Origin of the sequence: Streptomyces sp. NPDC048751, assembly GCF_043198595.1 — a bacterium.
Taxonomy (GTDB): Bacteria; Actinomycetota; Actinomycetes; order Streptomycetales; family Streptomycetaceae; genus Streptomyces.
In genome coordinates this window covers 378394-403961 of the sequence record NZ_JBICUX010000003.1, presented here as the reverse complement: position 1 = coordinate 403961, position 25568 = coordinate 378394, and the positions used below count along the sequence as shown (strand labels likewise).

Annotated in this window: 24 protein-coding genes; 12 read left to right on the top strand and 12 right to left on the bottom strand. The window is 73.1% G+C overall.

Going from position 1 to position 25568, the window contains the following annotated elements:
* Positions 1-39: 39 nt before the first annotated feature.
* From ACGFNV_RS13510 to ACGFNV_RS13495, 4 genes are all read right to left on the bottom strand, one after another.
* Positions 40-843: an enoyl-CoA hydratase/isomerase family protein gene (locus ACGFNV_RS13510; protein WP_393622064.1), complete on the bottom strand. Its 804-nt coding sequence runs from the start codon at positions 841-843 to the stop codon at positions 40-42.
* Positions 834-3059 carry an acetate--CoA ligase family protein gene (locus tag ACGFNV_RS13505; protein WP_393622063.1) on the bottom strand — a complete coding sequence of 742 codons (2226 nt, stop codon included), beginning with the start codon at positions 3057-3059 and terminating at the stop codon, positions 834-836. The genes ACGFNV_RS13510 and ACGFNV_RS13505 overlap by 10 nt, the downstream gene beginning before the upstream one ends.
* Before the next feature lie 190 nt (positions 3060-3249).
* Positions 3250-4449: a flavin-containing monooxygenase gene (locus ACGFNV_RS13500; protein WP_393622061.1), complete on the bottom strand. Its 1200-nt coding sequence runs from the start codon at positions 4447-4449 to the stop codon at positions 3250-3252.
* Between the two features lie 248 nt (positions 4450-4697).
* The gene (locus tag ACGFNV_RS13495; RefSeq protein WP_393622059.1) at positions 4698-5210 is read right to left on the bottom strand and encodes a hypothetical protein; all 513 of its coding nucleotides are present in this window, start codon (positions 5208-5210) and stop codon (positions 4698-4700) included.
* 64 nt (positions 5211-5274) lie between these two features.
* Between ACGFNV_RS13495 and ACGFNV_RS13490 the strand changes: the two genes are divergently transcribed.
* From ACGFNV_RS13490 to ACGFNV_RS13475, 4 genes are read left to right on the top strand one after another with little or no spacing between them, the layout of a single operon-like run.
* Positions 5275-5724 carry a DoxX family protein gene (locus tag ACGFNV_RS13490; protein ID WP_393622057.1) on the top strand — a complete coding sequence of 150 codons (450 nt, stop codon included), beginning with the start codon at positions 5275-5277 and terminating at the stop codon, positions 5722-5724.
* Positions 5724-6134 carry a Zn-ribbon domain-containing OB-fold protein gene (locus tag ACGFNV_RS13485; protein ID WP_393622056.1) on the top strand — a complete coding sequence of 137 codons (411 nt, stop codon included), beginning with the start codon at positions 5724-5726 and terminating at the stop codon, positions 6132-6134. The genes ACGFNV_RS13490 and ACGFNV_RS13485 overlap by 1 nt, the downstream gene beginning before the upstream one ends.
* 37 nt (positions 6135-6171) lie before the next feature.
* Positions 6172-6774 carry a GNAT family N-acetyltransferase gene (locus tag ACGFNV_RS13480; RefSeq protein WP_393622054.1) on the top strand — a complete coding sequence of 201 codons (603 nt, stop codon included), beginning with the start codon at positions 6172-6174 and terminating at the stop codon, positions 6772-6774.
* Positions 6771-7640, top strand: coding sequence for a GNAT family N-acetyltransferase (locus ACGFNV_RS13475; protein WP_393622052.1), 870 nt, complete (start codon positions 6771-6773; stop codon positions 7638-7640). Before ACGFNV_RS13480 ends, ACGFNV_RS13475 begins: the two co-directional genes overlap by 4 nt.
* 74 nt (positions 7641-7714) lie before the next feature.
* Here the strand turns inward: ACGFNV_RS13475 and ACGFNV_RS13470 are convergent, their stop codons facing one another.
* The 3 genes from ACGFNV_RS13470 to ACGFNV_RS13460 form a co-directional block, all read right to left on the bottom strand.
* Positions 7715-8380, bottom strand: coding sequence for a pyridoxal 5'-phosphate synthase (locus ACGFNV_RS13470; RefSeq protein ID WP_393622051.1), 666 nt, complete (start codon positions 8378-8380; stop codon positions 7715-7717).
* Between the two features lie 15 nt (positions 8381-8395).
* Complete coding sequence (locus ACGFNV_RS13465) at positions 8396-9379, bottom strand: expansin EXLX1 family cellulose-binding protein (RefSeq protein ID WP_393622049.1); 984 nt, start codon at positions 9377-9379, stop codon at positions 8396-8398.
* Between the two features lie 129 nt (positions 9380-9508).
* Positions 9509-10678 carry an acetyl-CoA acetyltransferase gene (locus ACGFNV_RS13460; RefSeq protein WP_393622510.1) on the bottom strand — a complete coding sequence of 390 codons (1170 nt, stop codon included), beginning with the start codon at positions 10676-10678 and terminating at the stop codon, positions 9509-9511.
* A 104-nt stretch (positions 10679-10782) separates the two neighbouring features.
* On the opposite strand from ACGFNV_RS13460, the gene ACGFNV_RS13455 reads away from it, so the two are divergent.
* Together ACGFNV_RS13455 and ACGFNV_RS13450 are read left to right on the top strand one after the other, a co-directional pair.
* Positions 10783-12114 carry an acyl-CoA dehydrogenase family protein gene (locus tag ACGFNV_RS13455; protein ID WP_393622048.1) on the top strand — a complete coding sequence of 444 codons (1332 nt, stop codon included), beginning with the start codon at positions 10783-10785 and terminating at the stop codon, positions 12112-12114.
* Positions 12111-12644 (top strand): nitroreductase family deazaflavin-dependent oxidoreductase, encoded by a 534-nt coding sequence (locus tag ACGFNV_RS13450; RefSeq protein WP_393622047.1) that lies wholly within the window; start codon positions 12111-12113, stop codon positions 12642-12644. The genes ACGFNV_RS13455 and ACGFNV_RS13450 overlap by 4 nt, the downstream gene beginning before the upstream one ends.
* Here ACGFNV_RS13450 and ACGFNV_RS13445 read toward each other — a convergent pair.
* Positions 12568-13191 carry a LysE family translocator gene (locus tag ACGFNV_RS13445; RefSeq protein WP_393622046.1) on the bottom strand — a complete coding sequence of 208 codons (624 nt, stop codon included), beginning with the start codon at positions 13189-13191 and terminating at the stop codon, positions 12568-12570. The two genes, ACGFNV_RS13450 and ACGFNV_RS13445, sit on opposite strands and share 77 nt — an antisense overlap.
* An 82-nt stretch (positions 13192-13273) precedes the next feature.
* Here ACGFNV_RS13445 and ACGFNV_RS13440 point away from each other — a divergent pair, with 82 nt between their 5' ends.
* The 3 genes from ACGFNV_RS13440 to ACGFNV_RS13430 all read left to right on the top strand — a co-directional run bounded on the left by ACGFNV_RS13440 (position 13274) and on the right by ACGFNV_RS13430 (position 18300).
* Positions 13274-13726, top strand: a complete 453-nt coding sequence (locus ACGFNV_RS13440; RefSeq protein WP_393622044.1) for an Lrp/AsnC family transcriptional regulator — start codon at positions 13274-13276, stop codon at positions 13724-13726.
* Positions 13727-13852: 126 nt separating this feature from the next.
* On the top strand, positions 13853-14227 hold the full coding sequence (locus tag ACGFNV_RS13435) for a CU044_2847 family protein (protein WP_393622042.1): 375 nt from the start codon (positions 13853-13855) through the stop codon (positions 14225-14227).
* A 5-nt stretch (positions 14228-14232) separates the two neighbouring features.
* Positions 14233-18300 (top strand): trypsin-like peptidase domain-containing protein, encoded by a 4068-nt coding sequence (locus ACGFNV_RS13430; protein WP_393622040.1) that lies wholly within the window; start codon positions 14233-14235, stop codon positions 18298-18300.
* 59 nt (positions 18301-18359) lie between these two features.
* Here the strand turns inward: ACGFNV_RS13430 and ACGFNV_RS13425 are convergent, their stop codons facing one another.
* Entirely contained in the window at positions 18360-18995 is a 636-nt protein-coding gene (locus tag ACGFNV_RS13425) for a TetR/AcrR family transcriptional regulator (protein ID WP_133929174.1), read from the bottom strand.
* A gap of 134 nt (positions 18996-19129) precedes the next feature.
* On the opposite strand from ACGFNV_RS13425, the gene ACGFNV_RS13420 reads away from it, so the two are divergent.
* From ACGFNV_RS13420 to ACGFNV_RS13410, 3 genes are all read left to right on the top strand, one after another.
* The gene (locus tag ACGFNV_RS13420; protein WP_393622038.1) at positions 19130-19852 is read left to right on the top strand and encodes a VOC family protein; all 723 of its coding nucleotides are present in this window, start codon (positions 19130-19132) and stop codon (positions 19850-19852) included.
* A gap of 177 nt (positions 19853-20029) precedes the next feature.
* On the top strand, positions 20030-22372 hold the full coding sequence (locus tag ACGFNV_RS13415; RefSeq protein WP_393622037.1) for a PQQ-binding-like beta-propeller repeat protein: 2343 nt from the start codon (positions 20030-20032) through the stop codon (positions 22370-22372).
* A 211-nt stretch (positions 22373-22583) separates the two neighbouring features.
* A complete protein-coding gene (locus tag ACGFNV_RS13410; RefSeq protein ID WP_393622035.1) occupies positions 22584-23129 on the top strand; it encodes a hypothetical protein in 546 nt (181 codons plus the stop codon).
* Positions 23130-23136: 7 nt separating this feature from the next.
* On the opposite strand, the gene ACGFNV_RS13405 is transcribed toward ACGFNV_RS13410, so the two are convergent.
* The 3 genes from ACGFNV_RS13405 to ACGFNV_RS13395 are packed head-to-tail and all read right to left on the bottom strand — an operon-like array spanning position 23137 to position 25476.
* A complete protein-coding gene (locus ACGFNV_RS13405) occupies positions 23137-23910 on the bottom strand; it encodes an enoyl-CoA hydratase/isomerase family protein (protein ID WP_393622033.1) in 774 nt (257 codons plus the stop codon).
* Positions 23907-24326 (bottom strand): Zn-ribbon domain-containing OB-fold protein, encoded by a 420-nt coding sequence (locus ACGFNV_RS13400; protein WP_393622032.1) that lies wholly within the window; start codon positions 24324-24326, stop codon positions 23907-23909. The genes ACGFNV_RS13405 and ACGFNV_RS13400 overlap by 4 nt, the downstream gene beginning before the upstream one ends.
* Position 24327: 1 nt before the next feature.
* Positions 24328-25476, bottom strand: coding sequence for a lipid-transfer protein (locus ACGFNV_RS13395; RefSeq protein ID WP_393622031.1), 1149 nt, complete (start codon positions 25474-25476; stop codon positions 24328-24330).
* Between the last annotated feature and the right edge of the window lie 92 nt (positions 25477-25568).

Here is a 25568-nt window from a genome sequence, read left to right as displayed (position 1 = left end):
TGAAGCTGACGGTACGTCAGATGGGAACCCTCGTGCCGCTCACCGGCCCCTGAACTTCGGCGTCCGCCGTTCCACGAAGCTCGACACGCCCTCCCGCGCGTCCGCCGTCGTCATGTTGATCTCCTGGGCCGCGGCCTCGGCGGCGAAGGCGGTGGCTCGGTCGGTGTCCAGGGAGGTGTTGACGAGCTGCTTGGTGAGGGCGAGGGCGCGGGTGGGGCCGGTGGCGAGGCGTTCGGCCCAGGCCTGGGTGGTCTTGGTCAACTCCTCGTCGGGGACCACCCGGTTGACCAGGCCCAGGCGTTCGGCGTCCGTGGCGGTGAGGGCGTCGCCGAAGAACATCAGTTCCTTGGCGCGCTGGGGGCCGATCAGGCGCGGGAGGAGATAGGCGCCGCCGGCGTCGGGGACCAGGCCCCGGCGCACGAACACCTCGATGAAGCGGGCCGATTCGGCGGCCAGGACCAGGTCGCAGGCGAACGCGAGGTGGGCGCCCAGGCCGGCCGCCGTGCCGTTCACCGCGGCGACGACCGGCTTCTCGCAGTCCAGCACGGCGGAGATGAGGCGTTGGGCGCCCAGGCGGAGGGTGCGGGCCACGTCTCCGGCGATCCGCTCCCCGGGAGCCGATCCGCCCCTCAGGTCCGCGCCCGCGCAGAAGCCCCGGCCCGTGCCGGTGAGGACCACCGCCCGTACGTCCGGGTCGGCGGAGGCCTCGGCGAGAAGGCCGATCAGCTCGTCGCGCTGGTCGGGGGTGAGGGCGTTGAGGGTTTCCGGGCGGTTGAGGGTGAGGTGGGTGACGTGGCGGTCGGTCGTGGTCCTGATCCACGGCTGGGGCGGCCTCACCGGCACACCGCCAACGCGTCCAACGCCACCGCCCCCTGCCCCCGGGGCAGCACCATCAGCGGGTTGATGTCGAGCTCGGCCAGCTCGTCCCCCAGCTCCAGCGCCATGCGCTGGACCCGCAGAACGACCTCGACCAGGGCGTCCAGGTCGGCCGGGGGGCGGCCCCGGACCCCGTCCAGGAGGGCCCGGCCGCGCAGTTCCGCGACCATGTCGTGCGCCTGGTCCTCACCGAACGGCGGCACACGTACGGCCGTGTCGCGCAGCACCTCGACGAGGACGCCGCCGAGCCCGACGGTCACGGTGGGGCCGAACAGGTCGTCGTGGGTGACGCCGACGACCATCTCCACGCCCCGCTCGACCATCTGGCACACCAGGACACCGTCCAGCGAGACGCCCTCGTAGCGGGCGATGTCGGTGAGTTCGCGGTAGGCGTCGCGGACCTGGCTCGCCGAGGTCAGCCCGATCTTCACCAGGCCCAGCTCGGTCTTGTGGGCGATCTGCGCACCGGACGCCTTCATCACCACCGGGTAGCCGACCAGCCCGGCCGCCCGTACGGCCGCCGCGGCGCTCGTCACCAGCTGCTCGCGCGGGACCCGGATGCCGTACGCCCGCAGCAACTGCTTCGCCGCGTGCTCGCTGAGCTGCTGGCCCGGCCGCATCAGCATCCGTGCCTTGCGGAAGGAGGGGGACGGGGTGCGCGGGGCCTCGTCGAAGGGGGAGCGGTACGCGCGTACGAAGCGGTGGTGGTCGAGGTGGGCGCGTACGGCGGTCAGGCAGTTGGCCACGGTCCGGAAGGTGGCCACGCGCGAGGAGCCCAGCAGCACCTCGCGGTACGCCGGCTCCGTGCCCACCGGCGACCCCCACACCACGCACACCAGCTTGTCCGTGTGCTCGGCCGCGTCCACCAGGTCCCGCACCAGCCGGTCGCTGAGCGGCGGGAACGGACCGGTGATCGGGCAGATCAGCACCCCCACCTCGGGGTCGTCGAGGATCGCGTCGATGATCTTCCGCCCGCGCCAGTCGCCGACCGGGTGCCCGCCGTTGTCGACGGGGTTGGCCACGTTCAGGTACTCCGGTATCCACTGGTGCAGCTCGGCCTGTCGGGCCTCGGACAGCACCGGCAGGCGCAGGCCCGCCTCGGTCGCGAGGTCGGCGACGTGCGCGCCCGTGCCGCCGGAGATCGAGTAGACGACGACCCCGTCCGCACGCGGCGGCCTGGCCCGCGCCAACAGGGCCGCGGTGTCCTGGAGTTCGTCGAGGCCGTCGACGCGGATCACCCCGTACTGCCGCATCGCCGCGTCCACCACCGCGTCCGCGCCGGTCAGCTTGCCGGTGTGGGAGGCTGCGGTGCGGGAGCCGGTCTCGGTGCGGCCCACCTTGACCGCGACGACCGGCACCCCGCGCCGGGCGGCCCGGTCGGCGGCGAGCAGGAAGGAGCGGCCGTCCTTGAGGCCCTCGACGTAGCAGGCGATGGCGCCCACCTCGGGCTGCTCGGCGAAGTAGGAGATGAAGTCGGCGGTCTCCAGGTCGGCCTCGTTGCCCGTCGGGGCCCAGTGGGAGAGGCGGACGCCGAGTTCCTGGAGGGCGAAGACCGGGCGGCCCTGGTGCCCCGACTGGGTGATGAGCGCGATGGCGGGACCGTCCAGGTCGTCCCGGAACCGTTCGAAGGCGTTGAGGTTGGTGTTGGGTCCGAGCATCCGCAGTCCGGACCGTGCGACGGCCGCCGCCAGCCGGGCCTGCGCCGCCGCGCCCTCCGCCCCCGTCTCCGCGAACCCGGAGGCGAAGGCGACGGCGAACTTCACCTTGCCCTCCGCGAGTTCGGCGATCACCGAGAGAGGGTCCGCGACCAGCAGTACGGCGAGGTCGACCTGCTCGGGCAGGTCGGCCACGGAAGGGGAGCAGGGGATGCCGAAGACGGACTCACGGGTCGGATGCACGGGATGCAGACGCGCGCCGACCCGCTCGGCCCAGGTGAGCAGCTGCCTTGTGATACCGGTGTTCGGCCGCCCCTCGGTGTCCGACGCGCCGATCACGGCGACGGACTCGGGCCGGAAGAAGCGGTCCAGGTCGGGGACGTCGGCGTACAGCGGACGGCCGCTGACGTCGAGGTCGTCCACGTCGGCCGGGCGGCCGTGGACGGCGGGCGCGGGTGGCTCGCCGCATGCGATGACCCGGGCCCGGCGGGAGTCGGTGGTGAGAGTGCCGTGGGTTGATCCAAGCATCGGTCCGCCCGCTCTTGTGACGACGGCAATGGCTCAATAACTGACGCTCTGTCAGGTTACTGAACTGACGGGTCGTCAGGAATGGGCGTGCACGCAAAGAACGGGGGACCCGGCGGGACTCCCGGCCCGGGAGGCCGGTCCAGGATCCCCGACGAGGGGACTCCGGTCAGCCCGGGATTCTGGACACCTTTCAGCCCGGGATCCTGGACACCTTTCCCGCGCCGTTCCTCGCCACCGACTTCGCGATCTTCACCGCGTCGAGGGCCAGTTCGCGGAGCATGCCGCTGATGGGGTTGGTGAAGCCGGTGAAGTACAGGCCGGGGGCGCCGGGCGGGGTGTGGGCGCCGTGGACGACCGGTCTGCCGTTGGGGCCCAGGACGTCGAGGTGGCCGACGAGGCCCTCGAGGGCGCGGACGTAACCGGTGGCCGCGATGACCACGTCGGGGGAGACACGGGTGCCGTCGGCGAGCACCACCTTGCCGTCGTCGAAGCTGTCGACGGCGGCCACGATCTCGACCTTCCCCTTGCGTACGGCGTCGATGAGGCCGACGTCCTGAACGGGGATGGCGCCCTCGTTGACCCGGCTGTAGAGGCCGGTGTCGGGGCGGCGCAGGCCGTGGGCCGACAGATCGGGCACGCTCAGCTTGGCGACCGGCTTGGCGAGCCGGTCGACGAGGGCCACCGGCAGACGCCGTACCAGGACACCCGTGTACTGGGAGGCCCAGCCGGCCGTCGAGCGCCGCAGGAGGTGCGGGGCGGTGCGGACCGCGAGGCGGACCCGGGAGGCGCCGCCCTCCACCAGGTCCACGGCGATCTCGGCGCCGGTGTTGCCGATGCCGACGACGAGGACGTCCCGGCCGGCGTAGGGCGCGGCGTTGCGGTAGGCGGAGGCGTGCAGCAGCTCGCCGGTGTAGTCGTCGGCGCCCGGCCAGTCCGGGATGCGCGGGGTGTGGTTGTAACCGGTGGCGACCACGACCGCGCCGCCGGTCAGTTCACGGCCGCCGGTGGCGTGCAGCAGCCAGCCGGTGCCGTCGGCGGAGCGCTCGACGCGGGAGACCTCGACGCCGGTGACGATCTCCAGCTCGTGGTACTCGGCGTACTTCTCCAGGTACCGCACCACGTTCTCCCGGGACACCCACCGCCCGAACCGGCGCGGGATCGCCAGCCCGGGCAGGGCGGACAGGCGCCGGGTGGTGTGCAGATGCAGCCGGTCGTAGTGGCGCCGCCAGGACGCCCCGACACGGTCGGACTTCTCCAGGACGACGGCGCGTATGCCCTGGGCGCGCAGCGCGTAGGCGGCCGCGAGGCCGCCGGGGCCGCCGCCGATGACGTAGACGGGGCGGTCGGCGGGGTGCGCGGTGGGGGACGCGGGTGGGGTGGAGTCGGCCATGAGCGCGAGCGTAATCAGATGGGGTGTTGATGGGTCTCGGTCAAGACCGGAATTGGTTGCGGATTGATCACGGGTGTAGGAGGAATGGGTGGGATCGGTGGCGTAGGGGGTCCGGTCGTGGGGTTTCCGGGAGTGGGGCAGTGCCGTGACGCCGGGCTCCGGCTGTGCGGGGCCCGGCGTCACGGGTGGGTGGCGGCGGCCGCTCTGTGACGGGAAGACGGCGCCGCCACGTCAGTGGGACACCGGGGCTACTCGGCCTTCGCCCTGGGGCCCGACACCTTGGCGATCCGGGCGATCCACTCGATGAAGTCGCCGGGGTCGGTGTTCGCGCCGTGGCCCTCGTCCCAGTAGTAGAGGTGGCTGACGTCGTCGCCGAGGCCGTGCGTGCCGGCGGCGATGTTGGCGGAGGCCGTGTGCGAGGTGTCGGAGTCCTTGGTGCCGAGGCGGATCCACCAGTGCTTGGAGCGCCGGGGGTTGGCCTTCTCGGCGAGGAAGCGCATCGGGTTCATCAACCGCAGCAGCTCGGGGATGTCGCTGTCGAGCCGCTTGTTCGTGAGCCCGGTGGTGTCGTGCTTCAGGCCGTACGCCGTGAAGTGGCGGGCCTGGGTGGTGCCCTTGCCGAACAGGTTGTTCTCGCCCGTGGACAGACGGCCGGGGCGACGCCGTAGTACTCGACGGCGGAGTTCTTCAGCGTACGGCCGCGGGCGCCGGGCTCGACGACGACGTAACCGGCGGCCAGGGCCAGGTACTGGTTGGTTCACGGTGCTCCTCGGGGCTTCGCGGGGACGCTTCCCCAACCGCCCAACCTGACGTACCGTCAGATCCATGGACACGATCTGGCTCAACGGGGCGGAATGGCTGGCCGTGTTGAGGATCGGGCTCGGCCTGTGGTGGCTGGAGAGCTGGCGCCACAAGGACAAGAAGGGCTGGTTCGAGCGCGGCACCGGCATCGCCTGGGCGGCGGACGTCGCGGCCAAGCACCGCTGGAACGCCGTACGGTCCGGCTTCGACGTCGTGGTGGCGCCCAGGCCGCGGACGATGGCGTACGTCGTCGTGTACGCGGAACTGGCGCTGGGCCTGGGACTCGTGGCGGGGTTCCTGACGCCGATCGCCCTGGTGAGCGGGCTGTTGCTGAACCTCCTCTACCTCACGCTCATGATCCACGACTGGGCCGAGCAGGGGCAGAACGCGATGATGGCGCTGATCTCGGCGGTGGCGTTGTTCGGGATGTCGTGGCAGACGTGGTCGCTGGACAACGCGCTGGGTCTCTTCTGATGGCGGCGCGCCACGACCTCCCCGAGCCCGACGCCTTCACCCGCGCCTACTGGGACGCGGCCGCCGAGGGCCGCCTGCTGATTCGCCGCTGCGGGGCGTGCGGGCGGGCCCACCACTACCCGCGCGAGTTCTGCCCGCACTGCTGGAGCGAGGACGTCACCTGGCAGCCCGCCACCGGCCGCGCGACCCTCTACACCTGGTCCGTCGTCCACCGCAACGACCTGCCCCCCTTCGGGGAGCGCACCCCGTACGTCGCCGCCGTGGTGGACCTCGCGGAGGGGCCGAGGATGATGACGGAGGTGGTGGGGTGCGCGGCGGGGGAGCTGCGGGCGGGGATGGACCTGGAGGTGGTGTTCCGGGAGGGGACGCCGGTGTTCCGCGCCGTGACCTCCGTGACTTCCCGGAATTGAGCTGAACCGGGCCCGCCGCTCGGGCTTGAATGGCCCGATGGCGCACACGAGCGAGCAGCCCCTCACCCACTCCTTCCCCGAACTCCACGGTCACGGACTCCGGTTGTGTCACTGGGACGCGGACTCCGAGAGCCAGGTCGAGCTCTGGCTGCGCGGACAGACCGACCCGGAGTTCCTGCGCTGGAACACCCCCATGACACCGATCACGGACCTCGACAGCGCCCGTCTGTCCCTGCGCAGCAAGGCGGAACAGGCGGCGGACGGCACCAGCGCGTCGTTCCGTGTCACGGACGCGGCGAGCGGTACGACGCTGGGGCACCTCGGCGTCAACATGATCGACCCCGCCTTCCGCGTGGCCCGCGTCGGCTACTGGATCCTCCCCGAGGCCCGCGGCCGGGGCGCCGCCACCCGTGCCCTCACCCTCGCCGCCCAGTGGGCCCTCACCGACCTCGGTCTCTACCGTCTCGAACTCGGCCACGCCCTCGGCCACCACGCCTCCTGCCACATCGCCGAACGCTGCGGCTTCCCGTACGAGGGCACGCTCCGGGGTGCGATGTACGAGGCCGGCCGCCAGGACGCCTTCCGCGACGTCCACCTCCACGGCCGCCTGGCCACGGACCCGAAGGTGGAGCTGCCGTGACGGGCACGCCCGAGTGGCATCTCGTGCGGGACGTCGACGCCTTCCTGAACCGCGCCGGGGACTTCCTGCACTCGCGCCCCGCTCTGCACACGGTCCCCCTGACCGTCACCGAGAGCCTGCGCAGGAGGGGCCCCGACGCCTACGGGGACGAGCCACCGGTGTTCGGGGTGCTGGAGGAGCGGAACGGGCCGGTACGCGCGGCCTTCTTCCGCACGCCCCCGCGCCCGCTGACCCTCACGCCCCTCACCGGCGGGGAGGCGGACGTCCTCGCGCGGTGGCTCGCGGGGCTCGGGCAGCCCGTACCCGGCGTCAACGCGGACCGTGAGACCGCCGCCGCGTTCGCCGCTGCCTGGCAGCACCACACGGGCGCCCGCGCCACCCTGAGCGACCGCATGCGCCTGTACCGGCTCGGCACGCTCACCGCGCCGCAGCCTCTCCCGGCCGGGCGGGCGAGGCTCGCCACCGGGGCGGACCGGGCGCTTTTGACGCGCTGGTACCAGGAGTTCCACGACGCCATCGGGGAACGGCTCGCGGGGAACGCGGGTGGCTGGGTCGACGCCCGCCTCTCCCACGGCGGCCTCACCCTCTGGGAGACCCCGGACGGCACCCCCGTCTCCATGGCGGGCGCGACCCCCGAGGTGGCCGGCCAGATCCGCGTGGCCCCCGTCTACACCCCGGCCCACCTGCGCGGCCACGGCTACGCGGCCGCCGTGACCGCCGAGGTCAGCCGGGCCGCCCTGGCCGGGGGCGCCGACGAGGTCCTGCTCTTCACCGACCTCGCCAACCCCACCAGCAACGCCCTCTACCAACGCATCGGTTACCGGCCGGTGCGGGACTTCGCGGTGTACGACTTCGAGGGGGCGTAGGGCGTCGAGGGAGTCGAGCGTCAAGGCGTAGGGGGTCCCCCAGGTGCGTCCGCAGCGGTGGTGGCGTCACGCACTCAGGGCCACAGCAGCTCCCTGGCCCAGGCCCCGGCCGCGCGCCGGTAGCGGAGCCGCACGTGTCGGCGGGCGCTGTCCCCCTGGAAGTACTCCGCCTCGTCCGGGCGGAGCCGGTACAGCGTCCAGGTCGGGGCGTCGGCGGTCGGGTGGGCCTGGGCGTGCTCCCACGCGGACTGCGAGGCCCGCGCCAACTCCGCCACCGAGCCCAGCACCTCACTCTGGCGCCCGGTCAGCGCGGCCGCCAGCGCACCCGTCGAGCGTGCGTGCAGGTCGGCCTGCGCCTCCTCGGCCGGGGCGACGGAGACCGGCCCGCGCAGCCGGACCTGGCGGCCCAGGACGGGCCAGTAGAAGGTGAGGGCCGCGTACGGGTGGGCGGCGAGCTGGTGGCCCTTGCGGCTGGTGGTGTGGGTCGCGAAGGACCAGCCGTCGGTGTCGGCGCCGTGCAGCATGACGATGCGGGCGTCGGGCCGGCCCTCCTCGTCCGTGGTCGCCAGGTTCATCGTGTGCGGTTCGCGCTCGCCGGCCGCGACCGCCTCCGCGAACCAGGTCGTGAAGAGGGGCAGGGGTTCGCCGGGCGCAGCCTCCGGGTCGAAGGGCGGCAACTCGGTCACCTCCGGGTCCCACACCCGCAGTGACCGGAGCAGTTCGTGAAGATCCGTAGCCATGCTCCGAGTATCGGGTCAGTGCCGGGCGAACTGGATCCCCGTGGGCTGTACGACGTTCGCACGCACCGGGAGTGCGCCGACCGTCAGCTGCTCCCCGTAGATGTCGGTGAGCCGGATCGCGCTGCCGCACCCGGTGCCCTGCTCGGAGAGGAAGTAGTTGTAGCCGGTGCGCGGCAGCGCCTTCCAGCCGCCGCCCGTACGGACCTCCAGGGAGGCCAGCGGGTTGCGGTGGCCGATGGCCTGGATGCCGCACCAGTACTGGGAGGAGCCGGTCTTGTAGCGGATGGAGATGGTGTCGGACGTCTCGGGGCTCAGCAGGCTCCACGTGATCGCGATCCGGCCGGTCGAGAGCGGCGCCAGCTTGGCGAACGCCTGCTGGCTGAGGTCCAGCTGGCCCGGCTGGCAGGGCGCGGGGCACTCGTTGGTGATCCGGACGGTGATCGACTTGCCGCTCGACGCGCGGACGAGGACGTACGCCCCGCAGGCCCGGGACGTCTCGTAGTCGGTGGTGTTCATCGCGGCGTTCATGACGTCGGAGGTCGGTCCGTAGGAGCAGGCGCCGTCGCCGTTGCTGTCGTAGGCGGTGGCGACCCCCTGGTAGGTGGCTCCCGGGCGGATCCGGCCGGACGACGGGGCGGCGGCGGTGACCGGCTTCCTGGGCGCCGGCTTGGCTGCGGCGCGCGCGGACGCGGGCGCGCTGCTGGGCTTGGCCGACTTGGTGGGGGCCTTGGTGCTCGCCTTCGGGCTCGGGGACGCCGTGGACGGCGACGGTGACGCCGACTCGGCCGTCGGCGTGGGCTGCGTGTCCGTGCGGGCGCCGGCGACGGACGCGGCCCTGTCCTTGCCGGCCTCGCTTGGGCCGCCGGGCCCGCCGTCGGGGCGGAGGGCGATCACCAGGGACACGACGAGTGCGACGGCCGCCACGGCGACCACGGTGAGCAGGGGGACGCGGACCGGGCGCCGGGCGGGGCGGGCGCGGCGGTGCGAGGGGGATGTCACGGACGAATCCTTACGCGGTTCGGCGGAGCACGTCCTGCGGACGGCGGTGCTTGCGACACCTCAGTGGTCGCCGCGGCCGGAAAGGTTGCCGTGTTCTCCCGTTTTTTCTGGCGCACCCGTAACATCCGGTCAGTCCCGGCCCAGCACCACCGTCCCGGACGAGCAGAACCAGCCGCCGGTGCCGGAGGCGACGCCCAGGCGCGGCAACTCACCGTCCGTGCGCCGCACCTGCCGCTCGCCCGCCTCGCCCCGCAGTTGCCGTACCGCCTCCACCAGCAGGAACAGGCCCCGCATGCCGGGGTGTTGGGCGGAGAGTCCACCCCCGTCGGTGTTCACCGGCAGGCCTCCGGACAGGGTCAGTCGTCCCTTCTCCACGAAGGCGCCGCCCTCCCCCTTCGCGCAGAAGCCGAGGTCCTCCAGCGTCACAAGGGTCATGTAGGTGAAGGCGTCGTAGATCTCCGCGAAGTCCATCTCCTCGGGCCGTACGCCCGCCCGCTCGAACGCCAGCCGTCCGCTGACCGCCGCCGGGGAGACCGTGAAGTCCTCCCACTCCGACAGGCTCGCGTGCGAGACGTGCTCCCCGGTGCCGAGGATCCAAACGGGGGCGGAGCGGGTGCCCTGTACGTACTCCTCGGCCGCCAGCAGCACCGCCGCGCCACCGTCGGAGCGCAGGCAGCAGTGGAGCTTGGTGAAGGGGTCGGCGATCATCGGGCCGGACAGGACGTCGTCGACCGTGATCGGGTCGCGGTACATCGCCCCGGGGTTCAGGGCCGCGTTCGCCCGGGCCTGGACGGCCACCTCGGCCAACTGCTCGACGGTCGTGCCGTACTCGATCATGTGACGGCGGGCCGCCATCGCGTACTTGGCGATCAGGGTGTGGCCGTAGGGGACCTCGAACTGGAGGGGGCCGCGCGCGCCGAAGGAGAGGTCGCCGGTGCGGCGGCCCGCCCGGATGTCCGCGCGGGCCGTGGAGCCGTAGACCAGCAGTACGGCGTTCGCGTGGCCCGCGGCGATCGCGTCCGCCGCGTGGGCCGCCATGACCTCCCAGGTGGAGCCGCCCACCGAGGTGGAGTCGACCCAGGTGGGGCGCAGGCCCAGGTACTCGGCGACCTCGACCGGTGCGAGGACGCCCAGGCCCGCCGAGGCGAAGCCGTCGACGAGCGTACGGTCCAGGCCCGCGTCGGCGAGGGCCCTGCGGGCCGCCTGGGCGTGCAGGGCGTAGGGCGTCGCGTCGTCCACCCGGCCGCAGTCGGAGAGGGCCACGCCCACCACGGCCACCTTGCGGTTCCCTGGGGTCACCATAAATCTGACGGTATATCAGGTCTGGCGCTCCCGACAGCCTTCCCGCTTCCGTTCGGCGCCCCTAACATGACGAACCGTCAGATCGGGAGGGAAGGCCGGCCATGGACGCGAGCTTCACCGCCGAACAGGACGAGATCCGCCGCACCCTGCGGGAGTTGCTCCACAAGCGCTGCGGACCCCATGAGCTGCGCGCCGCCCTCGACACCCCCGGCGGCCACGCGCCCGCCCTCTGGACCGCCCTCGCCGAACAGCTCGGCCTGCCCGGTCTCGCCCTGCCCGAGAAGTACGGCGGGGTCGGCTGTTCCGTCACCGAACTCGCCCTCGCCTGCGAGGAGGTGGGCCGCGTACTCGCCCCCTCCCCGCTGCTCGCCACGGCCGGACTCGCCGCTCCCCTCGTCCTCGCCCTCGGCACCGACGCGCAGCGCGCCGACCTGCTGCCCCGCCTCGCCTCCGGCACCCTGACCGCTGCCCTCGCCGTGCCCGGCCCCGGCCTCGCCACCGCCCTCGCACTGACCGGCGGCAACGACGGCGACTGGGCCGGCGGGGGGCGTGCGGGCGGGGTGCAGGCCCGGCGGGCGCGGGGTGCGGGGACCGGGGACGGGTGGCTGCTCTACGGGGAGGCCGACCAGGTCCTCGACGGGCACAGCGCCGGGCTCCTCCTGGTCGCCGCCCACACCGGTGGGTTCGCCCGCTCCCGCACCCTCCTCTTCCTCGTCCCGGGCGACGCGGCCGGACTCGTCCGCGTACGGCAGACCGCGCTGGACGCGACCCGGCCCCGGGCCCGTGTCCAGCTCAGGGACGTACCGGCCGAGGTGCTGGGCGAACCGGACGCGGACGTCCCGGCGACCCTCGCCGACGTCGGCGACGCCCTCGCCGCCCTCCTCGCCTGCGAGGCCGTCGGCGCCGCCGACCGGGCGCTGGAGCGGACGGTCGAGTACGTGGGGCAGCGCGAGCAGTTCGGACGGCCGATCGGCTCCTTCCAGGCCGTCAAGCACCGGCTGGCCGACGTGTACGTGCAGGTGCGGGCGGCGCGCTCGGCGGCGTACTACGCCGCTTGGGCGACGGCACGGACGGACCCGGGGGGCCGCACCCTCGCACAGGCGCGGCACGCGGCTCGCGAAGGCGCCCCCGCCGTCGCCCCCGCCCCGCGAACAGCCCCGGCAGGCGACCCCGCCGACGTCGCCCCACCCCACGCCCCGCCCGCCGACCGCGTTGGCGGGCTCGCCCTGGCCCAGGCGGTGGAAGCGCTCCGGGGCGCCGGCGCCGAGGCCGTCCAGTTGCACGGCGGTATCGGTTTCACCTGGGAGCACGAGGCTCATCTGTACTTCAAGCGGGCGGCGGGTGACGAGTTGCTCTTCGGGCCCGCGCACCGGCTGCGGGCGCGTGCCGCGGAGCGGGCGCGGCTCTTCGAGCGGGCGGAGGTGGCGGTGTGATCGGTGTGCGGGTGGTGCAGAAGGTGTCCTCGACGCGGGGCTTCGCGAAGGTCGCCCCGCATGTCATTCCGGCGCTGGACCGTGCCGTGCACCGGCTCACGCGCGGAAAGGTGCTGCTCAGTGCGCAGATGCTGCCGGGGGTGGTCCTCACCTCGACCGGTGCGCGCAGCGGGCAGCGGCGTCGTACGCCACTTGCCTGCATGCCGGAGGACGGCGGGCGCGGCTGGCTGCTCGTCGGCTCCAACTTCGGCCGCAGCGGCCACCCCGCCTGGACCCACAACCTGCTCGCCCATCCCGACGCCGAGATCAGCTGGAAGGGCGAGGACATCCCGGTCACGGCGCGGCTGCTGGAGGGGGAGGAGCGGGCGGCGGCCTGGAAGGCGGCGCTGGCGTTCTGGCCGCCGTACGCGACGTACCAGGCGCGGGTGAAGCGGGAGATCCGGCTGTTCCGGGTCAGCCGCCGAGTGCCAGCCGCTGGACCAGCAGAAACGCCCCGATCCCCAGCATCGCCGCCCCCGACGTCCGGGTGACCGCCCGGGCCGCGGCGGGCCGGGCGCCGAGCACGGCGCGGGCCAGGACGCCCACCGCCGCGTACACGGCGGCGCAGCACGCCATGTGCAGCAGCCCCAGGACGGCGGTCTGCGCGGGGACCGGCAGGTGGGCGCCCCGGGTGACGAGGAACTGGGGCAGGACCGAGAGGTAGAGCAGCAGTCCCTTGGGGTTCAGGCCGCTGATCACGGCCCCGCGCAGGAAGACCCGCCCGCCGCCCGTCACCACCGTCCCGCCCGCCTCCGGCACCCCGGGCCGGCGCAGCACGCTCCACCCCAGCCACACCAGATAGGCCGCGCCCGCGACCGTCAGCGCGGTCAGCAGCGTCGGCGACCCGGCGACCAGGACCGCGAGGCCCGCCGTCGCGAGGGCGGTGTGCAGGGCGTACCCCGAGACCAGCCCGGCCACCGCCGCGCCCACCGAGCGCCCGCGCAGCCCCGCGGTGATCACGTACGCCCAGTCCGCGCCCGGCACGCACACCAGCAGCAGGTCGAGAGCGAGGAAGGAAATCAGTGTCGCGGAGTCCATGCCGGGGACATTAGGCGCGATGAGGCCAAAGGTGTTCCCAAAGTTTTCCCGAAATCGCCGGAACCGGGGGAGGATCTGCCTCATGGACGACATGGACCGGAAGATTCTTGCCGAGCTGCAGCACGACGGGCGGCTGACCGTGACCGAGCTGGCCGGGCGGGTGCGGCTGAGCGTCTCGCCGTGTCACCGCAGACTGCGGGAGCTGGAGCGGTCCGGCGCGATCACCGGGTACCGGGCGGTCGTGGACCCGGCCGCCGTCGGCCTGACCTTCGAGGCGCTCGTCTTCGTCTCGATGCGGCAGGAGGACCGGGACACGGTCGCCGAGTTCGAGCGGGCGGTGAGCGAGGTGGAACACGTACTGGAGGCACAGCGGCTGTTCGGGGACCCGGACTATCTGCTGCGGGTCGCGACGGCCGACCTCGCGGCCTTCCAACGGCTGTACGACGAACGGCTGGCGACGCTGCCGGGCGTGCAGCGGCTGACGTCCACGCTGGTGATGAAGCACGTGGTGAAGGACCGGCCGCTGCCGGCGTAGGCCGACTTGGAGGCCGCGGGCGGGTGTCTCAAATGGGTTGTGTGAACGCGCAGTTCACCCTGTGAGGCGGGAGCGGCCTGTGGTAGACCGAGAAGGGATCAACGGATCCGGGAGACGGGGGCGGACATGAACAGTGCGTACATACCCGTGCAAGTCGGCGGGATCGAGGTGCTGGTGGAGGCCACTCCGGTGCGGATGCCGGGGTCCGAACCGACGGCCGCCGGGCCGGGGCAACTCACCGAGCGGGTCCGGGACGCCTTCGGACAGGCGCAGTCGACGATCGTGGAGATAGCGGCCTCCACGGTGACGGCCATGCAGCGAGCGGGCCGGGCGGTCAGGCCGGATGCCATGGAGGTGGAGTTCGGGCTCAGATTCTCCGCCAAGGGCGACATCATCGTGGCCGGAGCCAGCGGCGAGGCGACGCTCAAGGTGAAGCTGACGTACGACAGGAGGGGAACGGAACCGGCCGCCGCCGCGGAACCCGACGACGGGGCCGAGTGACGGCCATGTCCCTCGGCGTCCCCGGCTTTCTGGGCAGCGTCCTGCATCCGTCCCAGGACTCCCCCGTGGGCACGTGCTTCCAGCTCGTCCCCGGTGTGCTCGCCACCGCCTGCCACGTCCTCGACGACCTCGAACTGGGAGTTCCGGGCGCCGAGGTGCGCTTCGCCCCGCTGGCCGGCGGACCGGTCCACACGGCCGTCGTCGACCGGGTGGACCCGCCGAACGACCTGGCCGTCCTGCGCACCGACAGCCCGCTCCCCGGGTCCGCGACCGGCGTGGCACCGACGGCTAAGGCGGCCCCCGGCACCGAGCTGGTCGTCGAGGGCTTCGGGGACGTCCCCGCGTACGACGGGCACACGTACCAGTACCTGACGGCGAGCGGGCGCTGGGCCGGCACGACCCGACGGGACGACGGTGTCCGCCTCGGCCGCCTCAGCACGAAGGACCTGCTGCGGGGCATGAGCGGTGCCCCGGTGCGCCGCTGCTCCGACGACGTCGTCATCGGCGTGGTCAGTGCCCGCTACAACAGCCCCGACGGCTGGCTGCGCGACTCGGTGTGGGCGGCCCGCACGGAGGATCTCGCCGCGCTCGCTCCCCGGGAGCTGTCCTGGTTCTCCCCGCACCTGCGCACGCACGAGCAGGTGCTGCGGGGCCTGGACGGCAAGGAGCAGTACCTCACCGCGGGCCGGCTGGAGTTCGTCAGCCCCGGCCCGGGCAGCAGGGCCGCTCCCGCCCGGCTGATGGACGTACTCGACGCACAGTTCGATCCGCGCGGACACGCGGAGCCGCAGCGCGGAGTGCTGCTGGAGGGCGTGGCCGGGGCCGGCAAGACCCGCACCTGCCACGAGGTGGCGAAGCTGGCCTCGGAGAGGGCGGAAGGGGACTGGCTGGTCCTGCACGCGACCCCCGCGTCCGGCGTGACCGCTGAGGAACTCGTGGAGGCGGCCCTGGCGCATGCCGGGGTCGCGGAGGCCGCCCGGGTCCTGCTCGTGCTCGACTACCTGGACAGCTACGCGCAGCTCTCGCTGGCCCGGCTGAGCGAGGCACTGCAGACCGGTGACCCGGAGGGGCGGGTGGCCTGCCTGGCCTCGGCCCGGCCCGGTGCGCTCAAGGGATTGGCGCGGCAGACGGTCCTCACCCGGGTGCCCCTGGAGGACGGGGAGGAATACCGCGCCAGGGTGGCCGACGAGATCTTCCGGAAGGTCGCCCCTCGGGCGCGGCGGTTGTGGGGCGAGAGCTGGCTGGTGGACGCGTGCAGTGACCGGCCGGTCTTCGCCCTTCTGATCGCGCGTGTACTGGAGGAGCAGGCACGGGCCGGACAGCGCGCTCCGGACCTGTCCGACCTGCGCAGGGGAGAGCTGTTCGACTGGCTCCGGCGACAGCTCGAACGCGACTTCGGCGTCCCGACCGCCGCGGACCGCGAAGCCGGCCTGTCGCGGCCGCATGTGTTCCTGTTGGCCTCCACGGTCGCCCTGCTGGCCTGCCCGCAGGACCGCTCCCTGGTGGAATCGGCGGTGGACCGGGCGCTCGAGGCACGCGGTGACGCCCACTTCGGGCACGACGGCGGTGGCGTGGTCGGCGAGCTGTGTCGACAGGGCTGGCTGGTGGGGAGTGACGACCGGCCCGAACTGGTCCACGACATCGTGGCGGACGGTCTGCTCGACGCCACCCTGGCACCGGGGGAGGCCGTGCAGAGCCGCACCGCCCAGGAGCTGCTCGACGCGCTGCTCGACCGGGGCCCGGTGTTCGCACAGGCCGTACGGCACCTGTCCCGCTGGAGCACCGACCAGGAGGAGTACCGGCAGGCCGAGATCGAGTCCGTGTGCGCGCGCTGGCTGGCCCGGCGGGCCGACAGCATCGGCAGCCTGCTCTCCGCCGACGCCCGTGGCGAGACGGCGTTCGACCTGGTGGCCCGGCCGCCCTGGCAGGCGGGGATGCTCCGGCTCTGGGACGAGCTGGTCGGGCCCTGGCTGGCTCGGATCGAGAGCGAGCAGCCCACCGCCCTGCCCGCCGTGCTGGCCCAGGCCGTGGACAAGATCGTCGGCCCGCTGCCGGAACGCCTCCTGGACAGCGCGCTGGCCTGCCTGGAATCCCGGCCCGCCGCCCGCGAGACGGACATCCTCCTCCAGGCCCTGCTGTACGTGGACGGTCTGGCGCCGGACCGGCTGGACGTCGTGGCCCGCCACGCCCTGGGCTGGGTCGAGCGCCACCCGGCCGAGCGGCGTTCCGCCCAGCTGCTGGGTGCCGCCCTGGCCCGCCCGGACCTCCCGCCCGCGATCGCGCCGCGGGTGGTGGAAGCCGCCCGGGAGTGGACACGTCGCCACCCGGGACACCCGGCCGGCTCAGTGGTGCTCGGTCGGCTGCTCGACCGCCAGGACCTCGGACCCCACGGCAAGCCCGCGCTCGACGCCGCTCTGACCTGGATCGTCCGGCAGAACGACAACCCCGGCGTCTCGTTCGTCCTGCCGCGCCTCCTGCGGCGTACGGATCTCGGAGTGCACCGGGACCGGGCGGTCGGCCACGCTCTGGCGTGGCTGCGTGACCACCACACGAGCGCGCAGGCTTCCTTCGTGCTGCGTCCACTGCTGCGTACCGATCTCACCCACGGGGAGGCTCGCCAGGCCGTCGAATACGCCAAGGTGTGGCTGGCGCACCACGGCGACGGATCGCAGGGTTTCGTCCTCGGTCCCCTGCTGCGCTGGGACGAGTCGGCCGCCGAGCGCGTCAGCGAGCTGCTCCGACAGCCGGTGATCGAGCCGACGCAGGGCCTGCTGGCCGACCTGCTCCGCGAGAAACTGCCGCGACCGCTCCTCGGCGAGGTCGTCGACGCGTCCCTCGGCTGGCTGCGGCACCACGGACAAGGGCCGGACTCCATCCTGCTGCATCTGCTGCTCGGCCGCCTCTCACCGCATGACGCGGCGTGGGCCGAGGCGTCCGACATGGCGGTGCGGTGGCTGAAGCGGTACGGAACCGCCGCGGAGGCCAGTTTCCTCCTCAACGACCTCCTCACCGCCGAGCCCGGCCGCGCGGACATCGCCCGTCTCGCCCTGGAGTGGCTGGCACTGCCCGGCGTCGACCCCCACGCCAGTTACGTCCTGCGACCCCTGCTGTGGTGCCACGGCAGCCTCGCCGAGGACCAGGCCCAACAGGCGCTGGACCTCGCACTGCGCTGGCTGGAGGGGCGCGCCGACGGCGACGACGCCGGGTTCGTCGTCGAGCCGCTGCTCTTCCTGCCGTCCCTCGGGCCCGACCACGCCGACGCCGTCGTGCGGGCCGCCGTCACCTGGCTGCGGGGCCACGCGGAAAGGCCCAACGCGGATCGGGTGCTGGGTCCGTTGCTGGGCCGCGAGGACCTGGCACCCGCTCTGCGGGCCGAGGTCGAGGAACTCACGGTGGTCTGGTTCGAGCGGTACCCGCAGGGCGAGAACGCCCTGAAGGTGCTGCTGACGCTGTTCGCCGAACGCGGTCCCGCTCCCGGCCCCGAGTGCGCCGCCGCGCTCGCTCCCCACGCGCTGGAGAGGATGCCGGAGGGTGCCGGCGCGACGCCCCTGCTCATCGGCCTGCTGCACACGGTGCCGAGCGGGACGGAGCAGCGGGCCGCGCTGATCGATCACACGATCACCTGGCTGGCCCGGCGCGGCACGGTCGGCAGGGGGGCCGACCAGGTGTTCGCGCACCTGCTGGCCCAGCGCGACCTCACCGAGGAGCAGCTGGCCCGCAGCGCGGAGCGGTTTCTGACCTGGATGGAACCCCGGGCCACCAGCCCCGCGGTCGCACGCCCCCTGAGCCGTCTGCTCCGGCACACCGGACACGCGCCCTGGCGGGCGGCGGCGGTCACCCGCGCGCTCGCCTGGCTGGCGTGCAACGCCCACAGGGCCGGCGCGGGTGACGTGCTCGACGCCCTGCTGCACGACCCGGACCCCCCGGTGGACTGCCGGGCCGACGTACGCCGGTGGGCGCGGGAGTGGATGGAGACGAGCGGCCCCACGCACTGGAGCTGGGCGCCGATCACCGAGGCCCTGGGCATCGAAACCCCACCCCAAGAGGAAGCAGGCGGTGGTTCACACATGTGAACCGCCGCCTGCCAGACAGGACTTGGGGCCGGAAAAAGTTCCTCGATGCTGCGCGCGGCCTACTTCGTCGGCTTCTTTCCGGTGATGCCCAGATGCACCAACAGCGCCAGGTTCGGCTTCAGTTCAGCCTGCTTGACGCCCCACGTCTGGAAGCCCTTCTGGTGCGAGGCGACCGCCGCGAGCATGGCGACGAGGGAACCGGCGATCGCGGCCGGGTTCACGTCCTTGTCGACCCTGCCCTTGGCCTGCAACTCGGCGACGGCGTCCGAGAGGGAGTTGTTCACCGAGTTGAGGATCTTCATGCGGAGTTTGTAGAAGCGCTTGTCGCCTTCGGCGGCGCCGAGGTCGACCACGCGCAGGATCGCGTCGTTCTTCTTCCAGAACTCCAGAAACCCGTCGACGAGTTCCTGTGCCGTCTGCCAGCCCGACTTGCCGACCCAGGAGCGGCCCTCGAGCAGCTCGGTCAACCCGGCGCCCTCCGCGGCCATTTGCTCGGCGATCTCCAGGACGGCGCCCTCGACGTCCGGGAAGTACTGGTAGAAGGTCGCGGGCGAAGTGCCTGCCTTCCGGGCGACATCGATGACCTTGACGTCCCGGTACGGAGAGGAGCTGAGCATCTCGCTGAGGCAGTCCAGCAGCTTCTGCCGCGTCGCCTGCCCGCGCCGACCGGCCACGCGGCCGTCGACGGTACGCACTTGTCCTGTCATGCCGTCAGCTTACCGAGGGGTGATGGGAGCGCGATTCGGCCGACTGCAAATGGGGTGTGCGGGTGCTGCGGGGCGGGTGTGCCTGGTCTGCGGGCTGCGGAAGCCGACGCTACGTTGGCTGCATGGCCGAAAACAGGGCATCCGCGTATAGAGAGGGCGTCCCCTGCTGGGTGGACGCCCAGCTGCCCGACGTGGCGGCGGGTGAGCGGTTCTACGGTGAGCTCTTCGGGTGGACCTTCAAGGAGGCGTACGGCCCCTCCGTGTGGGCCCGGCTGGACGGGGAGCCCGTCGCCGCCCTCGCCCGCAAGACGGACGGCCGTATGCCCACCGTCTGGACGGTCTACTTCGCCACCCCGGACGCCGAGGGCCTCGCCGACCGCATCTGGGCGGCCGGCGGGCAGGTCGTCACCGCCCCGATGCCGGTCGGGGACCTGGGCGTCGCGGCCCTGGCCACCGACCCGGAGGGCGCCGTCTTCGGCCTGTGGCAGCCGCTGCGGCACACCGGCTTCGGCCGCCGCCACGAGCCCGGCACCTTCGCCTGGGCCGAGCTGTACACCCGCGACACCGAGTCCGCGAACACGTTCTACGGCGATCTCTTCCACGACGCCCTCTTCGGCCCCGGCGCCGATCCCGACTTCGGCCGCGCGCCCGTCACCGGCGTCTTCCCGGCCGAGATGCCGCCGCACTTCCTGGTCCACTTCCGTGTGGAGGACTGCGCGGCGGCACTCGGGACGGTGAACCGGCTCGGCGGCCGTGTCCAGGCGGGACCCTTCGACACCTCGTACGGGACAGTCGGCGTCGTCACCGACAATCAGGGGGCGTCGTTCGCGGTGCTGCAGCGCTGATCCGTCACGTTCGTCCTGGTAAACAGGTAGACATCCCATTCCTCACCGGGTTCGCAACCTGTGGCCCGGCCAGGAAGAATCGGGGTGCGTGCCGCCATGGCGGTGCGGTGGTGAGACGCTGCACGGGGTCGCGTACACAGGTGAGCCACGCGGCTCGTACGGGGAGGTGGCAGGCAAGTGGTGGATCAGCTGACACAGCACGATCCGCGGCGGATCGGGCCTTTCGAGGTGCTGGGACGGCTGGGGGCCGGCGGCATGGGTCTGGTCTATCTCGCGCGCTCGGCGTCCGGCCGGCGTGTGGCGATCAAGACCGTCCGCACGGAGCTCGCCGAGGACCAGCTCTTCCGCGTCCGCTTCACACGTGAGGTGGAGGCGGCCCGGGCGGTCTCCGGCTTCTACACGGCCGCCGTGGTCGACGCCGACCCGCGTGCCGCCGTGCCGTGGCTGGCCACCGCGTACGTGCCCGCGCCCTCGCTCGAGGAGATAGTGAACGAGTGCGGGCCGCTCCCGGCCCAGGCGGTGCGCTGGCTCGCGGCGGGTGTCGCGGAGGCCCTGCAGTCCATCCACGGCGCCGGCCTCGTCCACCGCGACCTCAAGCCGTCCAACGTGCTGGTCGTCGAGGACGGCCCCCGGGTGATCGACTTCGGTATCGCCTCCGGCGTATCGAACACCCGTTTGACGATGACGAACGTCGCCGTCGGCACACCCGCCTACATGTCGCCCGAGCAGGCGAAGGACTCCCGCAGCGTCACCGGCGCCAGCGACGTCTTCTCGCTCGGCTCGATGCTGGTCTTCGCCGCCACCGGGCACCCGCCCTTCCACGGCGCCAACCCGGTCGAGACGGTCTTCATGCTGCTGCGTGAGGGCCCGGACCTCGAAGGGCTCCCGGACGAGCTGCGCCCCCTGATCGAGTCCTGCATGCAGATGGAGGCCACCGGCCGGCCCAACCCCGCCGACCTCCAGGCCCAGCTCGCCCCCCACCTCTTCGGCTCCGGCTCCGACGACAGCGGTACGGCGTCGGCGTGGCTGCCCGAGAAGGCGGTCGCCCTCATCGAGTCGCGCCGCGGCGGCCGCCCGCCCGCGCAGCAGACCTCCGCCGGCCCCCGCAGCGGCGGCAGGCCCGCGGTGCCGCCCCCGCCCTCCCACGACCCCGTGGTGCCCGGCCCGCAGCCCGTCCCGGTCGGCGGCCCCGACACCGGCCCCGTGCGGCTGGCCGGCGCGCCCGTCCCGATCGGCCCCGGCCCGCGCGTCGCCGACGCCCGCGCCGCCGCCGTGAAGGCGCCCCCGCCCGAGGCGGGCCTGGTCGCCTCCTGGTCCCGGCCGCGCCCCGGCCTCAACGGCGCCGACCCCGCCGTACCCGCGCCGCCGCCGGTGCCCCCGGAGACGGCGGCCGGCTGGCGGCCCTGGCGGTTCCGCATGTCCAACGACGTCTGGGGCACCCCCAAGGTGGCCGACGACCTCGTCTACGTCACCTCCTTCGAGGTGCACGCCCTGGACGTTGCCACCGGCCGCCGCCGCTTCAAGACGCGGGACGTCGCCTGGTCCATGGCGGTCGCCGACGGCCGTGTCCACGCCTCCGACGGCCCCACCCTGTTCGCCCTGGACGCCCGCGAGGGCGGCGACCTGTGGCGGCTGTCCACGGACGCCTGGGTGTACTCCCTCAAGGCCGACCGCGGCACCGTCCTCACCGGCACCCGCGGCGGCGGCGTCCAGGCCTGGGAGGCCTCCAACGGGCAGAAGCTCTGGGAGATCACCGGCTGCCAGACCGACTTCGAGTCCCCCGAGGCGGGCCCCGCCCTCCACGACGGCACCGCCTACGTCTGGCAGGACGCCCGCCTGCGCGCCCTCGACGCCCGCACGGGCGACGAGCGCTGGTCGTACCCCATCGGCGACGCGGCCTCCTGCAGCGGCGTCCCCGTCCGGGTGACGAACGGCCCCGACGGCTACGTGTACCTCTCCGCGGGCTCCCGCGTCCTGGCCGTGGACGTGGCGAGCGGCAGGGTCCGCTGGCACTTCGAGGCCCCCGCCGTCTTCCTCTCCCCGCCCACCTTCGTCTCCGGCCCCGCGGTGACCGGCGGCGGCGTCTACCTCGCCGACTACCTCGGCACGGTGTACGCCCTCGACGCCACCGACGGCCGCGACCGCTGGCGCATCGCCACCGAGTCCCGGACGTCCATCGAACCGGTCCTCGTCGCCGCGGGCCACGTCCACGTCGGCAGCGGCAAGGGCCTCTACACCCTGGACGCCGTCACCGGCACCCCCAAGTGGCGCTTCCAGGCGGGCGGCGACATCGTGGGCGCCCCCGCGGTGGCCGAGGGCCGCATCCACTTCGGCTCCACCGACCACCTGCTCTACACCCTCAAGGCCGACGACGGCCGCCTGCGCTGGAAGCTGGCCACCGGCGGCGAGATCACCGGCTCCCCGGTCGTGCGGGACGGCGTCGTGTACGCGTGCAGCAAGGACCGCTGCGTGTACGCGCTGGACGCGGAGAAGGGGACGGGGACGGCACGCACGGCGTGACGGGCGGTCGGGCCGTCCTGCCGGTCGGACCGCCCTACCGGCCTGGCCGCCGACGGCCGTCGTGCCGGTGCGCACGGAAGGGGACCCGGACGGCGGCCGCCGCGTCGGGGAGCGGCCCGTTCACCGCTCTCAGGTCCAGACGCTACGCCGGGTACGCGGTCATCGCCACGCGGTGACATGACCGTGACAGGCAGTGCGTAGGGTGACCGTCATGCTTTCACGGGGACGCAGCATCAAGTTGACAGCGGTGGCCGCACTCGTGGTCCTGTCGCTCACCGGCTTCTCGACGAGCCGCGGTCACGGCCACGGCAGCAGCCACGGCAGCGGCGGAGGCGGTGGGTGCAGCAGCTCCAGCCAGGACCACGACAGTTCGTCGTCGACCTCCGGGGGCAGCGGGTCGCGCTACCACGACAACGACTACGACGACGATGACGACTACGGCACCTCCGGCAGCGGCGGGTCGGGCGACACGTCCACGCCGGTGCTGGAGAACGCCGCGACGGACCTGATCAGCTGCGCCACCGAGAAGGCCCCGTACGCGACCGTCTCGGTCACCAACCCGAACAGCGCCGCCGGCATCTTCGCCTTCCACGTCGCCTTCCTGGACGAGCGGGGCGACGAGGTCACCCGGCGGAGAGCGGAGGCCTACGTACCGTCGAACAGCTCGACCAAGGTGACGGTCAGAGTGGACGACACCCGCCTCGTCCCCCGCATCGACCACTGTGTGGCCGACGGTGACGCCAAGCCGGTCCCCTGACGCCCGCTCACCGCACCCGGTACCCCCCCGACCGCCGCCCCGCGAACAGCTCCGCCTGCCGGTCGGGGGGCAGGTTCCCCAGCGAGATGAGATGCGGCGCCTGCGCGAACCCCTGCGCCCGCGCCGCCTCCTTGGCGGACCACAGGGCGCGCACGGTGCCCTGCACGGCCTCGGCGGGATACCCGGCGATGACCGCGGCGCAAGCCTCGGCGGCGGCCAAAGCGCCTCCGGTCTCGGTGAGTTCGGAGACGAGGCCGATCTCATGGGCCCTCCGCGCCCCGATCCGCTCCGCCGACCCCATCAGCATCATCCGGGCCGCATCCCCGAACGGCATCCGCTGCGCCATGAGCACCGACTCGTACGCGCTGACCATGCCGTACGTCGTGTGCGGGTCGAAGAACTCGGCACCGGCGCCCGCGACGACGAACTCGCACTCCCCGAGCAGATAGAAGGCGCCCCCGCAGGCCATCCCCTCCACGGCGGCGACGACCGGCTTCCACAGGTCGTTCGCCTTCGGGCCGACGGTGAGCAGCGGATCGTCCTGCATGTACGGGGAGTCGGGCTGCGGCACGACGGCGTCCCGGTCGATCCCCGTGCAGAACGCCCGCTCTCCCGCGCCGGTGAGCACGACCGCCCGTACGGAGTCGTCGTACCGCAACGCGCGCCAGATGGCGGCCAGTTCGGCGGCCGTGTCGAGGTCGATCGCGTTCAGCCGCTTGGGCCGGTCGAGGGTGATGACGGCGACACCGGTGTCCTCGTAGGTGCTGATTCGCAGGCTCACGGTCGCTCCAGTACCCACTGGGGCAGCCCGGACTCCTCGTCGAAGACGACGTGCACCCTGGCCCCGATCCGCAGGCGTTCGGGCGGAAGGGAGTTGAGCGCCGCCCCGGCGCGGCTGACCAGGTTCCCCACGAGCCGTATGCGCGGCGCCTCCGCCAGCTCCACCACGACCACGTTGTACGGCGCCTGCTCGGCGTAGTCGGGCAGCAGGGGCGGATGGGGGACGACGTACGACCAGACGCGACCCCGTCCCGACATCGCACGCCACTCGCTCGCGAAGGACTGGCAGTGGGGGCAGCAGGGCCGGGGCGGGAAGCGGAGTTCGCCGCAGTCGGCGCAGGCCTGGACGCGCAGCTCGCCCTGGGCGGCGTACTGCCAGAAGGGGGCGCCGTCGGGGTCGGCGATCGGCTGGAGCATCTCAACTCCTCAGCAGGAGGGCGGAGGTGGGGACTCCCTCGCCGGCGGTGACGAGGCAGGTGGCGGCGCCGGGAACCTGGGCGGTGCTGGTCCCGCGCAGCTGCTTGACGCCCTCGTTGATGAGGTTGAAGCCGTGCACATAGGCCTCGCTGAGCCCGCCCCCGCCGGTGTTGAGGGGCAGCCGCCCGCCGATCTCCAGCGCACCGCCCTCGGTGAAGGCGCCGCCCTCGCCGCGCCCGCAGAAGCCGTAGCCCTCCAGGGACAGCGGAATCAGGGGTGTGAACGCGTCGTAGATCTGGGCGACGTCCACGTCCTCGGGGGTGAGGTCCGCGTGCTTCCACAGGTGGCGGGCGGCGGTCCAGGCGGGGCCGGTGAGGGGGTCGTCGTTCCAGTAGTTGACCATGCCGTGGTGCTGGGCGGGCAGTCCCTGGGCGGCGGAGTGGACGTAGACGGGCGGCCACCGGCAGTCACGCGCCCGCTCCCGGGAGACGACGACACAGGCCAACGCCCCGTCCGTCTCCAGGCAGTTGTCGAAGAGGCAGAGGGGCTCGCTGATCCAGCGGGAGGTCATGTACATCTCGCGGGTGAGCGGGCGGTCGTACATGAGGGCGGCCGGGTTCTGGTTGGCGCGGTTGCGGCAGGCGAGGGCGACGTTGAACAGGTGGTCGCGGGTGGTGCCGTACTCGTGCATGTGACGGCGGGCGAGCATGGCGATCTCGTCGGCCGGGCGGAGGAGGCCGAAGGGCCTCGTCCACTGGCCCGGAGTGGGGAGTTGGACGGCCGTGTTGGTCCACGGCCGGGGCCCGCTCCCGCGCTTGCGTGACCGCCAGGCGACCCCCACCGTCGCCTGCCCGGCGGCGATCGCGGCGGCGAGGTGCGCGACGGTGGCGCAGGAACCCCCGCCGCCGAAGCCGACCTTGCTGAAGAAGGTGAGGTCACCGAATCCGACGGCCTTCGCCAGCTCGACCTCGTCGGTCTCCTCCATGGTGTACGAGGCGAGGGCGTCGACCTCGCCGGGCGCGATGCCGGCGTCGTCGAGCGCGGCGAGGACGGCACGGCAGGCGAGCGTGCGCTCGTCCTCGGGGAGGCGCTTGGCGAAGGGGGTCTGTCCGATGCCGACGACGGCGGTGGCGTCCTTGAGTGCGGCCATGCTGTGGCTACCTCCGCGAGGGTGCCCGGCTGCTGACAGTGCGTCAGGTTACAGCTAATCTGACGGGTAGTCAGCTCCTGGGTTGGGAGGCC